The 15,031-nt window shown below is 62.7% G+C and carries 12 protein-coding genes and 1 pseudogene; 9 read left to right on the forward strand and 4 right to left on the reverse strand.

Annotated features, from left to right (window positions below; translation table 11 throughout):
- Window positions 1-12: 12 nt before the first annotated feature.
- Window positions 13-1,287, forward strand: a complete 1,275-nt coding sequence (locus tag CQ012_RS15900) for an MFS transporter (RefSeq protein ID WP_105662606.1) — start codon at window positions 13-15, stop codon at window positions 1,285-1,287.
- A 115-nt stretch (window positions 1,288-1,402) separates the two neighbouring features.
- Here CQ012_RS15900 and CQ012_RS15905 read toward each other — a convergent pair whose 3' ends face one another.
- Entirely contained in the window at window positions 1,403-2,098 is a 696-nt protein-coding gene (locus CQ012_RS15905; protein ID WP_105658443.1) for an IclR family transcriptional regulator, read from the reverse strand.
- A gap of 266 nt (window positions 2,099-2,364) precedes the next feature.
- Here CQ012_RS15905 and CQ012_RS15910 point away from each other — a divergent pair, with 266 nt between their 5' ends.
- Window positions 2,365-3,705 carry an MFS transporter gene (locus CQ012_RS15910; protein WP_105658444.1) on the forward strand — a complete coding sequence of 447 codons (1,341 nt, stop codon included), beginning with the start codon at window positions 2,365-2,367 and terminating at the stop codon, window positions 3,703-3,705.
- Between the two features lie 197 nt (window positions 3,706-3,902).
- Here the strand turns inward: CQ012_RS15910 and CQ012_RS15915 are convergent, their stop codons facing one another.
- Window positions 3,903-4,910, reverse strand: a complete 1,008-nt coding sequence (locus CQ012_RS15915) for a LacI family DNA-binding transcriptional regulator (RefSeq protein ID WP_105658460.1) — start codon at window positions 4,908-4,910, stop codon at window positions 3,903-3,905.
- A 112-nt stretch (window positions 4,911-5,022) separates the two neighbouring features.
- Entirely contained in the window at window positions 5,023-6,711 is a 1,689-nt protein-coding gene (locus CQ012_RS15920) for a glycoside hydrolase family 13 protein (protein WP_105662607.1), read from the reverse strand.
- Between the two features lie 268 nt (window positions 6,712-6,979).
- On the opposite strand from CQ012_RS15920, the gene CQ012_RS15925 reads away from it, so the two are divergent.
- The 7 genes from CQ012_RS15925 (at window position 6,980) to CQ012_RS15955 (ending at window position 14,901) form a co-directional block, all read left to right on the forward strand.
- Window positions 6,980-8,248 (forward strand): sugar ABC transporter substrate-binding protein, encoded by a 1,269-nt coding sequence (locus CQ012_RS15925; protein ID WP_105658446.1) that lies wholly within the window; start codon window positions 6,980-6,982, stop codon window positions 8,246-8,248.
- A 116-nt stretch (window positions 8,249-8,364) separates the two neighbouring features.
- Window positions 8,365-9,960, forward strand: coding sequence for an ABC transporter permease subunit (locus CQ012_RS15930; RefSeq protein ID WP_105662608.1), 1,596 nt, complete (start codon window positions 8,365-8,367; stop codon window positions 9,958-9,960).
- Window positions 9,960-10,874: a sugar ABC transporter permease gene (locus tag CQ012_RS15935; protein ID WP_105658448.1), complete on the forward strand. Its 915-nt coding sequence runs from the start codon at window positions 9,960-9,962 to the stop codon at window positions 10,872-10,874. The genes CQ012_RS15930 and CQ012_RS15935 overlap by 1 nt, the downstream gene beginning before the upstream one ends.
- 101 nt (window positions 10,875-10,975) lie before the next feature.
- Window positions 10,976-11,965: a DUF1700 domain-containing protein gene (locus CQ012_RS15940; RefSeq protein ID WP_105658449.1), complete on the forward strand. Its 990-nt coding sequence runs from the start codon at window positions 10,976-10,978 to the stop codon at window positions 11,963-11,965.
- Between the two features lie 63 nt (window positions 11,966-12,028).
- A complete protein-coding gene (locus tag CQ012_RS15945) occupies window positions 12,029-12,784 on the forward strand; it encodes a TetR/AcrR family transcriptional regulator (protein WP_105662609.1) in 756 nt (251 codons plus the stop codon).
- Between the two features lie 98 nt (window positions 12,785-12,882).
- On the forward strand, window positions 12,883-14,439 hold the full coding sequence (locus tag CQ012_RS15950) for an MFS transporter (RefSeq protein ID WP_105662610.1): 1,557 nt from the start codon (window positions 12,883-12,885) through the stop codon (window positions 14,437-14,439).
- A 45-nt stretch (window positions 14,440-14,484) separates the two neighbouring features.
- Window positions 14,485-14,901: an META domain-containing protein gene (locus tag CQ012_RS15955; protein ID WP_105658452.1), complete on the forward strand. Its 417-nt coding sequence runs from the start codon at window positions 14,485-14,487 to the stop codon at window positions 14,899-14,901.
- 22 nt (window positions 14,902-14,923) lie between these two features.
- On the opposite strand, the pseudogene CQ012_RS18080 reads toward CQ012_RS15955, so the two are convergent.
- Window positions 14,924-15,031, reverse strand: a pseudogene (locus CQ012_RS18080) (acyl-CoA desaturase); the annotation flags it as partial.

A 15,031-nucleotide genomic window follows, 5' to 3' on the forward strand; every position in this document is an offset into this window, starting at 1 on the left:
CATGGAGTTTTGTTGACTCAGCCTACTTTGTCGAAGGAAAACAGTGAGGAATCCGAGAAGATGTCCGGATACTCCGCGTTAGTTCCTTTGGTGGGAGCACCCTTCCTGCCGCTTACTTTCCTTGCACGCCTCCCACTGGCGATGCTCACCATCGGGTCCATGACCCTGGTAACTGCTACCACCGGCTCATATGCCATGGGCGGCTTGGCCGCGGCCATGGTTGGCCTGGGGTCCGCCATTGGCGGTCCGAGCATCGGCTATCTGGCTGACCGGGTGGGCCAGCGCCCGGTATTGACCACTGTCGCGGTCATCCACACCATCCTGCTGGTTGCCCTGACGCTGTTTGCCGATTCGGGACCGGACATGTCCGCGGCCTTGCTCTCGATCATGTGCCTGGCCGCCGGTGCTACCGGCCCGCAGGTCGGCCCGATGTCCCGCGTCCGCTGGATTGCAATCACCCGCCAGCAGAAGAAGAACCACAAGGTCCTTTCGGCGGCACTGAGCCTGGAGTCCATGTTCGATGAACTGGGCTTCGTCTTCGGCCCGGTTGCCGTGGGCCTGCTGGCCTCCCTGGTGGATCCGGTGCTGCCGCTCTACCTTGCCGCCCTGCTGACCCTGGTGCTGGTGCCGGTGTTCGCCTCGCACCGTACCGGCAATGCGGTGAAGCCGGCGAGAACCGCCGAGCACACTCCCAAGGTCTCGATCAGCGGCGCGCAGGTTGCCGCGATCGGTGCCCTGGTCCTGGGCATGATGGCGCTGGGCACGGTCTTCGGTTCCTCGGCGGCCGGTACCCTGGCCTTTGCCGGGGCGCAGGGCGATTCCAACTCCGGCGGCCTGCTCTATGGCGCCATGGGCTTCTCCAGCGCGATTGCCGCGATCTCCGTGGCCGCTTGGCCGCAGGCCTTCAAGCAGATCAACCGCTGGATCCTGTGCGGCGCAGCACTGACCGTGCTCAGCTTCGGCCTGCACGTGGCCGGCAATGTCCCGCTGATGCTGGTTGCCCTGTTCATCGCAGGATTTGCGGTAGGGCCGGTGATCGTCACGGTCATGACCCTGGGCGGCGAAGTCGCTCCGCCGCAGCGCCTGTCCACCGTGATGACCATGCTCTCTGCCGGCATTGTTGTGGGAACCGCGATCGGAAACGGCTTGGCCGGCGTCTTCGCCGAGACCCTGGGCTACCTCGGCGCCTTCTGGGTCTCCACCGGTGGCGCACTGGTGATCTTCCTGGCCGCTGTGGCGATGAAGATCGTTGTCGCGAAGTCCCCGACGCTGGCCCGCGTCCGCTAGGGCAAGAACTCTGCGCATCTTGCGGCCGGCCAGCAAAGCTGGATAAGAAGCATCCCGTTGCACCTCGCCCAGCAGGCGAAGGGCAACGGGATGCTTCTTTCCCCGCCGGGAATTGCTAGTGCGCGAGCTTTTCGCTGATGCGCGCCGCTGCGTGCTTGAGTTCCTCGATCATGCGCTCGTACCCGCCGACCGTGCTGGCGGCGAAGACGACGGCCAAGGCCGCCGGGGTTTGCCCGGAATGCTGGATCGGAACGGCAATGGACGTCACGCCCTGGATGACTTCATTCTCGCTGGTGGCATAGCCGTCAATCCGGGCCGCGACGGCAGCTTCGCGGTACTCGATGCCCGTGTCCAGGGCATCCCACTCGGCCTTGGCATAGCGCGACTGGATCGCGATGCCGGCTGCTCCCACATCCATGCCGTGCACCGAGCCCGGGCGATGGACGATCGCGCGCTGGGAGTTCAACGGGGAGACCGACTGCAAGGTGGTGCACAGGTCGTGTTCCCAGACGGCTACGAAAGCAGTCATCGACAGCTCGTTGGCCAGCGCGGTGAGTTCCGGGGTGGCGGCCGCCTGCAGGTCGCGCTGGACCGAGCGGGCGAGCACGGCCAAGCCGGAAGCGGAACGGATGTGCCCGGCCTCGTCGCGGTTGAGCAGGTGATGCTGCTCCAGGGTGCGGATGATGCGGTAGGCAATGGAGCGGTGGACTTCCAGTTTCGCGGCGATTTCCGCGATGGAAAGGTTGACCGGGGAATTGGCGACGATTTCAAGGACGCGGATTCCACGCGAAAGCGTCTGGGAGGTAGGCATTGCTCTTCAATCTGGCGTGCGGCGCTGCTGGAACGTCGTCGAGGGCCTTCGTAGTGAATCTGGGGACCAAGCGGTCGGTGATCTATATCCGATTTTAGTCGTTCTCTATTAGAACACCGAATTCCCAGCCCATTGCGGGAGAGGGCGCCTGGCTGGAGCTGGTCACGATTTGGATAGATCTTGTGATCTGCTTCACTGTGGGCATATGATGGTGTGCGACATAAACCGTCCGAACGGTCGGTAAACAACTCGCAAAAGGCCAACTCATGTCATCGACTGTCACTCGCACCCAGGAGGAGCGCCGGGTTCTTGCCGGCACCCTGGTGGGCACCACCATTGAGTGGTACGACTTCTTCATTTTCGCCCAGCTCACCGCGACCCTGCTGACCCCGTTGTTCCTCGAGCCCCTGGGGCAGTCGAATCCGGGTGTCGCGCAGATCCTTTCTTTCGCAATGATCGGCATCTCCTTCTTCTTCCGTCCCCTGGGCGCAGTGGTTGCCGGCCACCTGGGCGACCGCTACGGACGCAAGCGCATCCTGGTGCTCACCCTGATCCTCATGGGCGTTGCCACCGCGGCCATCGGCCTGCTGCCAACCTACGCGTCCATCGGCGTGGCCGCGCCAATCCTGCTGGTGCTCCTGCGCGTAGTCCAGGGCTTCTCGGCCGGTGGCGAATGGGGCGGTGCAGCCTTGATGGCGGTAGAGCACGCACCGAAGGATCGCCGCGGCTACTTCGGCGCCTACCCGCAGATCGGCGTGCCCATCGGCATGATCCTGGCTACCGGCCTGCTCTACATCCTGCGCGTTGCGATGAGCCCGGAAGAGTTCGCCGCATGGGGCTGGCGCATTCCGTTCCTGCTCTCCATTGCGCTGATCTTCGTGGGCTACATGATCCGCCGTGCGGTCGAGGAATCCCCGGTCTTCAAGCAGCTCGCCCAGCGCAAGGCTTCCGAGCACACCCCGCTGCGCGAGCTGATGACCAGCCATTCCAAGCAGGTCCTGCAGGCCGCGCTGATCTTCATCTCGAACAACGCCGCCGGCTACCTGGTGATCGCGTTCTTCATTTCCTACACCACCAAGGTCCTCGAGATGCCGGTGGCACCGATCCTCCTGGCTACTACCATCGGTTCGGTGGGCTGGCTGATCTTCACCCTGGTCGGCGGCTGGCTCTCGGACAAGATCGGGCGCCGCAATACCTTCGTGATCGGCTACGCGCTGGTGTTCATCTGGATGATCCCGATGTTCCTGATGGTCGACACCGGAAACATCGTGCTGTACACCATTGCGATCTTCGTGCTGACCGTTGGCCTGGGCTTGTCCTACGGTCCGCAGTCGGCGATGTACGCGGAGATGTTCCCGGCGCAGATCCGCTACTCGGGCATCTCCATTGGCTACGCCATTGGCGCTATTCTGGGCGGTGCCTTCGCGGCCACCGTGGCGCAGATCCTGCTGGAGACCACAGGCTCTTCGATCTCGATTGCCATCTACATCATGGTGCTGACCATCATTTCCGTGGCAGCGGTGCTCTGGGTGGGCGAGACCCGTGGACGCAACCTGCACGTGGAAGAAATTGAGGGCGAACAGGCCGACTCGCGCGTGGCGCACTAGATTCGCGGCAGCATAATGCCCGCGCAGGCAAGGGATCAAGCGATCCTGGCCCGCGCGGGCATTTGCGCGTCTGGCGACCGGTGGTTTGGCGATCAGCAGGCGGATGCAGCGGGCAGTTTGCTGCACGGCCGACGTCCGGCCACCGCCATCCATTGCGCCTAGGCCGCCGGCATGCGGGACCCGACTGCCTGGCCAGGTTACTGGGCGGGGCGGGTGGTGGAGGAACGCACGATCAGCCGATGGCCCAACTCGTGGGCCTGCGCCGGTTCCTGGCCACGGATAGCACGCAGCAGCATGGCAACCGCCAGCTGCCCCTGCTCATGCGGACGCTGCTCGACGGTGGTCAAGCCGAAGAGCTCGGCCAGGTCGTGATTGTCCACGCCGATGACCGACAGGTCATGTGGCAGCTGCAAACCGAGATCGCGGGCGGCCAGGATCGCGCCAATGGCCATTTCATCACTGGCTGCGAACACTGCCGTCGGTCGGGATGCCGGGTTGCCCAGCAGCTGCTTGGCCACCGCGTAGCCCTGGGCCATGGAGAAGTCCGCGCTGGCGAACAGCGACTCATCCAGTTCAAGTCCAGCCTCGGCCAGCGCCCGCTCGTAGCCGGTGCGGCGGTGGGTGGGCACCATGAAATCCACATCGGTTTCCGCGTTGCCGCCGATGAAGCCAATGCGTTCATGGCCCAGGGAGATGAGGTGCCCGGTCGCGAGGGCAGAAATCGCTTCGTCATTCACGTGCAGGGTCGGCACACCGGGAAGCGGTCCTCCCACGCCAACCAGGGGCTTGTCCATGGCCAGCAGCGCCTGGACCTCGTCCCCCGCCAACTCGACGTTGACCGCGATCACCGCATCCACGCGCTGGCGCAGCAGGAAATCGGAGAAGATCTTCTCGCGCTGGGTGCGGTCCTTGGTCAGCTGATAGAGGGTGGTGTCATAGCCCTCGTCCATCAAGCGGCTGGAAATGCCTTCCAGCACGCAGGCATAGAACCAGTGGTTGATCACCGGAACGAGCACGCCGATGTTGCGGGTGCGTCCCGAGGCCAGCCCGGACGCGGAAGATGAGACCACATAGCCCAGCTCGGTGGCGGCGCGCTGCACAGCCTCCTGCGCGGACGCGGAGACAGAACCCCGGCCAGATAATGCGCGCGAGACGGTGGCAATGGATACGCCAGCGGCTTGTGCGACGTCTTTGATCCCGGCCACTTCTCTTCCTTCCTTCATAGGCACAGCCGTGGCTAGGGGAAATTCCTTCCCCTGGCCACGGCTCCTGCCCAACATTACCCGGTGCGGCTGCAGCCGGTCAGCAGATTGCCGGCTACGGCAACTGGAACCAGAGCGTGGTTTCGCCCGGAATCATTCCCGATTCCGCCGAAATCTCGCTTTGGCTGCGCACCAGTTCGGTGGCGCCCTGCGCACCGGCAGGCAAAGGCTGTGCAGTTGCAGCGTAGTTGGCCACGACCAGCACAGTGCCGTTGGCGAAAGCCAGAACATCATCTCCGGTGCCTTCGACCCAATCCAGGGTGCCGGTGCCCAGTGCATGATCCTGGCGCAGCTGCAACAGGCGGCGGTACAGGTTCAGCGTGGAGGACTGGTCATCGACCTGCGCATCGCGGGCGTAGGAGTCCCAGCCTGCCGGCTGCGGCAGCCAGCTTTCACCGGTCGCGCTGAAGCCGAAAGCGGGCTTGCCGCTTTCCCAGGGCAAGGGCACCCGGCAGCCGTCACGCCCGTAGCGCTCGCCATTGGTGCGCAACCAGGTAGGATCCTGGCGCGCCTCATCTGGCAGTTCAACGGCTTCTGGCAGGCCCAGCTCTTCGCCCTGGTAGATGTAGGCGCCACCTGGCAGGGCCAGCATCAACGCGCTGGAAGCACGAGCGCGACGCAATCCCACGGCAGCCTCCGGCAGGTTCGGGGTGTTCAGGCCGATGCCCTCGCCCTGCGGGTTCTCATCGGTCAGCGCCAAGCGGGTCGCATGGCGCACCACGTCATGGTTGGAGAGCACCCAGGTGCTCGGGGCGCCGACCTTGCCGAACTCCTCCAGAGACTGGTCGATGGTCTCGCGGATCTGCTGGGCATCGAAGTCGCAAGAGAGATAAGGGAAGTTGAAAGCCTGGTGCATCTCGTCCTCGCGCACCCACTTGGCCATCAGCGACAGGGGATTGACCCAAGCCTCGGCGCACAGCACGCGCTCGCCGTCGTACTCGTCCATGACCTTGCGCCAGTCGCGGTAGATCTCATGCACGCCATCCTGGCCCCACCACGGAGCCAGTTCGTCGGTGCCGCCCATGGAGGCACCGGATGGGTCCGGGGTGAAGTCCGGCAAGCCCTCGGCCTTGATCAGCCCGTGGGCCACGTCAACGCGGAAGCCGTCGGTGCCCCGGTCCAGCCAGAAGCGCAGGACGTCGCGGAACATCGCGCGCACTTCCTCGTTGTGCCAGTTGAAGTCCGGCTGCGAGGAGTCGAAGATATGCAGGTAGGACTGGCCGGCGCTGCCATCAGGATTCGTGGTTTCGGTCCACATGGGGCCGCCGAAGACTGAATCCCAATTATTCGGGAGCCCGGTTGCCGGGGTGTCCTTGAAGATGAAGCGGTCGCGTTCGGGGGAGCCGGGCGCGGCCTTGAGTGCTTCCTGGAACCACGGGTGCTGGTCCGAGCAGTGGTTCGGAACCAGGTCGATGATGACGCGCAGGCCCAATGCGTGGGCCTTGGCCACCATCGCGTCGTAGTCCTCCAGGGTTCCAAACAGCGGATCCACATCGCAGTAGTCCGACACGTCGTATCCGGCGTCCTTTTGCGGGGAAGTGAAGAATGGCGAAAGCCAAACCGCGTCGACCGAAAGCTGCGCGATGCTTTCCAGGCGTTCGGTAATTCCGCGCAGATCACCCATCCCATCGCCATTGGAATCGGCGAAGGAGCGCGGGTAGATCTGGTAGATCACCGAGGAGCGCCACCACTGCGAGTCTTCGGATTGCACAAGGGAATCAGCTACTGAACGAATTGAAGTCATGACGGTAACGATAAATGATTCACCACAGTTTGTAAACGCTTGCAATTATGCTTCAAAGCCTTCGTTCCATGGTGAGGTCTGAATTCGAGCCTCGGCCGATAAAAACTGATTTTTATCGGCGTTGTTGTCAATTTTCATGATCTGTGCCACGCTGTAAACGCTTACAATCAATGTGTTACTCGCACCACTAAAGACCCGACCGGCAGGCCCAGCGGAAATCGCGGCCGACCCGGTCCCTGATGACACAGTTGTCACGAAAGGACATCCCATGAAGGTGAATAAGCACCCTTGGCTTCTCGGCGGAGCACTGACGGCCATTGCCGCACTCTCGCTCACCGCCTGCGGCGGGTCTGGCTCCAACACGCCAGCAGTTTCCTCCAGCCCCGCAGCGGCGCAATCCTCGCCGGCAGCTGCCTCCGGCGGCAAGCTGACCGTCTGGGTCGACGCCAACCGCGAGCCAGTGCTCAAGGATGCAGCAGCTGACTTCGAGAAGCAGTCCGGGGTCAAGGTGGACCTCGTGATCAAGGACTTCTCCAAGATCCAGGAAGACTTCCTGCGCCAGGTTCCAACCGGCAAGGGCCCGGATATCACCATCGGCGCCCACGACTGGTTGGGCAACCTGGTCAACAACGGCGTAGTCCAGCCAGTTGAGCTGGGCGACAAGGCCGGCGAGTTCCAGGACGTCGCGGTCAACGCCATGAGCTACGAGGGCAACACCTACGGCGTTCCCTACGCCACCGAGAACCTGGCCCTGCTGCGCAATGCGGATCTGGTCAAGGAAGCTCCAAAGAGCTTCGATGACATGATTGCCGCCGGCGAGAAGGCCGGCACCGAATTCCCATTCCTGGTCCAGGTCTCTGATGTCGGCGATCCATTCCACGCCTACCCGTTCCAGACCTCCTTCGGCGCACCGGTGTTCGGCACCGATGATACGGGCGCCTATGACCCGGCAGATCTGCAGATCGGCAACGAGGGCGGCATCGAATTCGCCAAGTGGCTGGCTGAAGAGGGCGAAGAAGGCAACCTGAAGACCAGCCTCGACGGGGACATTGCCAAGGAGAAGTTCGTCTCCGGCGACTCGCCATTCTTCCTGACCGGTCCATGGAACGTGGAAGCAGTAGAAGAAGCTGAAATCAACCTGGAAATCGACCCGATTCCATCGGCCGGTGGCGAGCAGGCCCAGCCATTCGTCGCCGTGCAGGGTTTCTTCGTTTCCGCGAAGACCGAGAACCTGCTGGCCGCTACCGAATTCCTGACCAACTACATCGGCACCGAAGAAGTCCAGACCGAACTGTACGAGGTAGGCAACCGCCCGCCGGCAAACAAGGCGGCATTCGAAGCGGCCAAGGCCGATGAAACCATCGCTGCCTTCGGCGAGGTCGGCGCCAACGGCGTGCCAATGCCGAACATCCCGGAAATGGCTGCCGTATGGGAGTTCTGGGGCGTAGCCGAGGCCGAGATCATCACCGGCAAGGCTGATCCGGCCAAGCGCTGGAAGCAGATGACCTCGGACATCGAAAAGGCCATCTCGAAGTAGGAACGCCTGCCACCAGGCACAACGATGGGCGCTGGGGCCGGGAGGAACTCCTCCGGGCCCCAGCGCCTGCAATTCACCAGCGCTAACTGCACTTGATCGACAGGGACATCTGGAAGATGACAAAGACCGCCCGCCAAGGGCCGCAACCCGGCACCGAGGAGACGAAGCCCAAGCTGTCACCGGCAGCCAGGCGCTTCGCCAACGCCACCAGTACCTCCACTGGCGCCATGCTCGCCAAGATCATCCTGGTGGCGATCGTCGATGCGACCGCGCTCTTCGCGGTCTTCACCGCACTGGGGCGCGAAGCCTGGGCGATCGCCGCGGTGATCGCGGCCATTACCGTGCTGATCAACGTGGTCTACTTCAAGCGCGGATGGCTGCCGGCAAAGTACCTGCTGCCGGGCACCATCTTCCTGCTGATCTTCCAGGTCTTCGTGATCGGCTACACCGGGTATATCGCCTTCACCAACTACGGTTCGGGGCACAACTCGGATAAGGATGACGCGATCAGCGCGCTGCTGCAATCCAACCAGAACCGCGTCGAGGGATCAGCCGGCTACCCGGTGTCCATCCTCGAGGGGCAAGACGGGCTGGCGATGCTCATTGAGCGCGATGGCCAGCAGCTGCTCGGCGATGCGGATGATCCTTTCGCCCCGGTAGACCCCGCTGGCCTGGGGGACTACTCCGAACTGGCTTTCGCCGATTTGCTGGGCCGCCAGCAGGAAGTCACCTCGCTGGCCGTTCCATTCACCGAGAACCCGGCAGATGGCACCTTGCGCACCAGCGATGGCCGCACCGCCTACCAGTACACTTCCTCCATCAAGCATGATGAAGCCGCGGACACCATGACCGATCAGAAGACCGGCGTGGTGTACCGGGACACCGGCGTGGGCGCGTATACCGCGCAGGACGGCTCGCAGCTGATGCCCGGCTGGTCCATCAACGTGGGCTTCGAGAACTTCACCCGTGCGGTCACCGATTCCTCGATCCGCAACGCCCTGTTCTCTGTCACCGTGTGGACCTTCGCCTTCGCCTTCCTGTCGGTGGCGACCACCTTCTTCCTCGGGCTGTTCCTGGCGATTGTCTTCAACGACATGCGCATGAAGGGGCGGAAGGTCTACCGCGTCATCTCGATCCTGCCTTACGCATTCCCTGCGTTCCTGGGCGGGCTGGTCTGGGCCGGCATGCTCAACCGCGACTTCGGGTTCGTCAACCAGGTGCTCCTGGGCGGAGCGCAGATCCCTTGGCTGACCGACCCGTGGCTGGCGAAGTTCTCCGTGCTCTGGGTGAATCTGTGGCTCGGATTCCCGTACATGTTCCTGGTCTGCACCGGGGCGCTGCAGTCCATTCCGAATGAACTCTCCGAAGCGGCCACCATCGACGGGGCGAAGCCGTTCCAGATCTTCCGGTTGATCAAGCTGCCGCTGCTGCTGGTCTCGGTGGCTCCGCTGCTGATCAGCTCCTTCGCCTTCAACTTCAACAACTTCAACGTGATCTACATGCTCACCGAAGGCGGGCCGCGCGTGCAGGATGCAGGACTGAACGTGGGATCCACCGACATCCTGATCTCCATGGTCTACAAGGTGGCCTTCGTTGGCTCCCAGCGCGACTATGGGCTGGCCAGCGCCTTCTCCATCATCATTTTCGTGATCGTCGCGATCATCTCGATTATCAGTTTCAAGCAGACCAAGGCACTGGAGGAGCTGAACTAATGAGCACCGAAATCACCGGCAGGCCGGTAGCCGGCGCACCCAAGGGACGCGCGGGGCGCCAGGGCCTGGGCAAATGGTTCGCCTCCACCGGCTGGCGCCACCTGATCGGCGTGGCCCTGTGCATCTATGCGGCCTTCCCGCTGCTCTACGTGCTCTCGGCCTCGCTGAACCCCAATGGAACCCTGCTGTCTTCCAACGGATTGTTCACCACCATCGGCTTCAACAGCTATGTGGAGCTGTTCCAGAATCAGCAGCGTCCCTTCGGCGCCTGGTTCATCAACACCTTGGTGATCGGCCTGACCACGGCGGCCGCTTCGGTGTTCCTCGGCGCCTTGGCTGCCTACAGCTTCTCGCGGATGCGCTTCACCGGCCGCCGCGTGGGCCTGGTCAGCTTGCTGATTGTGCAGATCTTCCCGCAGTTGCTGGCCGTAGTGGCGATCTTCATCCTGCTCACCTCGCTGGGAGATGTCTTCCCGGTCTTGGGCATCGATAACCAGATCGCATTGATCATGGTGTACCTGGGCGGGGCACTGGGTGTGAACACCTATCTGATGTACGGCTTCTTCAACACCATTCCGGTGGAAATCGATGAAGCGGCGAAGATCGATGGTGCTGGCCATGCCCGCATCTTCTTCACCATGATCCTGCGCCTGGTGGCACCGATCCTGGCCGTCGTGGGCCTGCTGTCCTTCATCTCCAGCACCTCGGACTTCGTGATCGCCTCGGTCATCCTGGTCTCCCCGGAGAACCAGACGCTGGCTGTGGGACTGTACTCCTACGTCTCGGAGGAATTCACCTCCAACTGGTCGGTCTTCGCTGCCGGTGCGGTACTGGCAGCGATCCCGGTGATGGCATTGTTCCTGTTCTTGCAGAAGTACATTGTCGGCGGCCTGACCGCCGGCGCAGGCAAGTAGCCCGCAGCAACTGACCGCTTCGGGCAGATGGGGCAACGCCACTGGCGTTGCCCCATTTTGCCTGCGTCAGCCCATGGGCCGGAGCACGTAGAGTAAAAGGCATGAAGCCCTACTTGCCGCGCGCCGCCCGCAACTACCTGGAGCAACTTCGCCGTGCGCTGGATTTCTTGTCTTTGCAAGAACGCAACGAAGTCATTGAAACCACCAAGCAGGAGATTCTCCGCCTGCCTGGCGGCGGTCGCCGCAAGAGCGATTTGATCCGCTTGCTCGGCGAGCCTGCCTCGCGCGCGCTCAAATTCGAACGCCATGAGCCCGAAGCCCTGGAAGTGGGCAGCGGCAAGTACTTCTTGACGCGTATTCTGGCGTGGCCAATTTTCGCTCTCGCACTGCTGACCCTGATGGTGGTGCTTTTCGCCCCGCCGCAAGCCGCCTTGGCCAACGAACAGAGCTTCGGCTTTGTTGCCGGGGGAGTTGCCGGGCTGCTGGGGCAACTCGAATTGCTGATCGGATCCCAGCTGATTTGGCTGGCGTTCATTCCGGTCATCCTCAGCCTGGTTCCCTTGTGGCTGCCCAATAGTGCCGGCACCACCATCCACATCGTCGGGGCTGTGATCATGACCGTTATCTGCGCGGCCGGTGGCGGACAGCTCTCGCTCTTTTTCATTCCGGTGACCGTGCTGCTCTGGGCACAGGTTTTCACCCCGCTGCTGATGATGCGCGGTTCCATGGCAAGCCCCGGGCCCGGCTGGCTGGTGTGCGCGGCGGTGCTGCTGATCCTGGTCCTGGGGTATGCCAGCTACCAAGGCCTGGCCAGCTTCAGCGCTGCGCCATGGCTGATCCTGGCTCCGGCCGCGCTGCTGGCCGTGCTGGCGATGCTGTTGCCCTTCCGCTGGAAGCTGGCTCATATTGCGCTGGTCGCAGCTGGCCTGCTGGTGATGGCCGCTGGATTCGTCGCTGCGCTGCCAGGAACCTACGGGGCGGTCCTGGCCTGGCCGTGGCTGGCTGGCAGCATGAGCTTCGCCGTAGGACATCTCGCGCTAGCTGCCGGCATGTGGCACGAACGAGCCAGGAAATTGCTGGCCCTGTTTTAGGAGTTTCAATACTTGTAGGCGCTTAATGGGAATTTACAGAGAAAATGCGTATATCCTCGTGACATGGCCGAGAATAAGGAAAATTCCTCTCCTGAACCGACAAAACGTGGTCGCGGACGCCCGCGCAAGGACTCTGAATTCCAGTCCCTGAGCAAAGAGCAGCTGGCCCAGAAGGCTCTGGAAATCGCCGGTGCCGAGGGCTACGACGCGCTGACCATGCACCGTCTTGCGGCCGAATTCAATGTCACCCCGCGGGCGTTGTACAACTACGTGGCGGATCGCCAAGAAGTCATCAACCTGGCGGTGGGGCGCTTCATCTCGATCAATCCGCTGATCGAGTTCGACTGCAACGACTGGAAGCTCGGGGTGACCGAAGCGTACAACGCGACGCGCCGGGCCTACCGGGCCTACCCCCGGGCCTCGCAATTGACGCTCGACGAAAAGCTCAAGGTGGAGCCCGGCCCGTTCCGCAATGAATTGATGGAACGGATCCTCGCCTTCTTCGTGGATATCGGCCTGACGCTCAAGCAGGCAGTGGCCATGGTCCGCGCCCTGGAACGGGATGTCCTGGGTTTCGTGATGCATGTGGATTACTACTATGACCGCCGCTCGAAGGACAGCCCGGACTACGTGAGCTCGCTGGTGCCGGTCCAATTGCTTGACGCCTACCCGGAAGTTCCGACACCGCTGGCACGCCAAGCGCTCGAGCTGCCGCAGCAGGACAGCGATGACCTTTTCGGGGAAGTCGTCGAGTTGCGGTTGCTGGCTATTGCGCAGATGCTCGAGCTCAACCGGGCCGCCGAAGACCACAAAGAGTGAAATAAGCACCTCGACAGGGAATATTAGCCAGCTGGCCAACGCTGTAGGTTGAAGGACCGCAGGATTGTGCGGCCTGGAATTCGTTTGAAAGTTGGCCCATGTCCCAGAGCAAGCAGCATCCGGTACCAATTGCTGAAGAACTCTCGGCCGGAGCGCGATGGCGATTGCTGGGCGTGCTGCTGGCAGCGATGTTCATGTCGCTGGTTTCGGTCAGCATCGTCAACGTGGTTCTTCCTGCCATCGGTTCCACCCTGCATGCCACCGAAGCGGACCTGCAGTGGGTATTGGCCGGATATGCGCTGACCTTCGGCGTGGTTCTGGTTGCTGCCGGACGCGCCGGCGACCTGCTGGGCCGTGGCGTGATGTTCGTGGCGGGTTTGGCGATCTTCACAGCCGCCAGCATCCTCGCAGGGCTGGCCGCGGATCCACTGGTATTGAACATTGCCCGCTTCATCATGGGCGTTGGCTCGGGCCTGCTCAACCCCCAAGTGATGGGCATGATCCAGCAGCACTTCCGTGGCGCGGCCCGTGGCCGGGCCTACGGGCTGCTGGGCACCGCCGTCGGCTTCTCGGTAGCTATTGGGCCGGTGCTGGGCGGATTGCTGATCAACTGGTTTGGCGAAGACGCCGGCTGGCGCGCCACCTTCTTGATCAACGTCCCGGTCGGCGTGCTGGCTATTGTCCTGGCGCTGCTGTGGCTGCCCAAGCCGCTGTTCAACAAGCCAGCGGGCAAGGTGGATCTGGACCCGGTTGGCGGCCTCCTGCTGGCGGTTGGCATTTTCGCCCTGCTCCTGCCATTCGTCCAGGGCCGCGAAACCCCATGGCTCTGGTCGCTGCTGGCCTTGGCAGTGCTGGTCATGGTGCTCTGGGTCTGGTGGGAGAAGAAGTACAAGAAGCTCGGGCGCGAACCAATGGTGGAATTGGCCCTGTTCAAGATCCGCAGCTTCACCAACGGCACGCTCATTGCGGGCCTGTACTTCATGGGTGTTTCCAGCGTCTGGGTGCTGGTGGCCATTTACGTCCAGCAATCCCAGGGTTTCAGTGCCCTGCAGGCAGGGCTGATCTGCCTTCCCGCGGCCCTGCTCTCCGCCTTCAGCTCCGACATCGCCGGACGCTATGTCATGACCGTGGGGCGAAAAATGGTCATCGGCGGCATTCTCAGCGCCCTGTTCGGCCTGCTGGCCACCATTGCCGTGGTGGTCCTGGAGGATCGCGGGCTGCTGAACATCTGGTGGATGCTGCTTTCGCTGGCCTTCATCGGCGTAGCCCAGGGCTTCATTATTTCGCCTAACCAGGCGCTGACCCTCATGGAAGTTCCCGTGGCCAACTCCGGCAGTGCCGGCGGCTTGATGCAGACTTCCCAGCGCGTGGGCACTGCGGTGGGCATTGCGGTGATTACCGCTGTCTTCTACGGCATGAACCACGTAGCCGGGTACTCGATCGCCATGGCGCTCTCATTCGCTGCCATTTCCCTCTTGGTCCTGGCCACCTTGCTGGTCGGTATCCTTGATCTGCGCCATAGCCATGCTGCCCGCAGCAAGCCAGTTGCCGAAGAAGTCGTTCCCGTCAGCACCGGCGTGCAGCGTACGGTGACCGGGGCAATCGAGGTTGTCGGGCCGAAGGAGCCTACCCAGCCAGTAGACTCCCAGCCGTAATCCGGTACTGGCCAGCGGGTGGGCCGAAGACCTAGGCTGGGGGATATGAAGCGATTCTTCCTGCGCACCGCGGCACTGTCTTTGGCTTTTGGTGTTGCCGCCTGCGGGGCGACCCCGGGCGAGCCGGGCGCCAGCCAGCCAACTGAAAGCGAGACCAGCGTGATACTCCAGGATCCGGTCGGCTTGTGGGGCAGCAAGGAGCAAGGCCAGCCGTGGCTGGAGCTTGCCGAAGACGGCAAGATCACCGGCAGCGATGGCTGCAACCGCCTCGCCGGTACCTGGAGCGCATCCGAAGACCTGGAATTCGCCGCGCTGGCTTCGACCAAGATGTTCTGCGAAGGCGTGGATGACTGGCTCTCGCGCGCTGCCTCCGCCAAGCTGGAGGACGGCGAAAAGATGCTTGTCCTTGACGCAGACGGGAAAGAGCTAGGAACCCTTGCCTTTGGTGGCAAGGGATCCTAGCTCTTTGCTGCTTCAGCCTGAACTATGCGCTGACGCGGTAACCGGAGATCATCGGGCACTCGAAAGGATCCCGGGCCGATAGCCCGACCTTGTTCAGGTAGGTGATCACCTGTGCGTAGGATTCGCGGAC

The sequence above is a fragment of the Arthrobacter sp. MYb214 genome (genome assembly GCF_002979865.1).
Lineage (GTDB): Bacteria > Actinomycetota > Actinomycetes > Actinomycetales > Micrococcaceae > Glutamicibacter.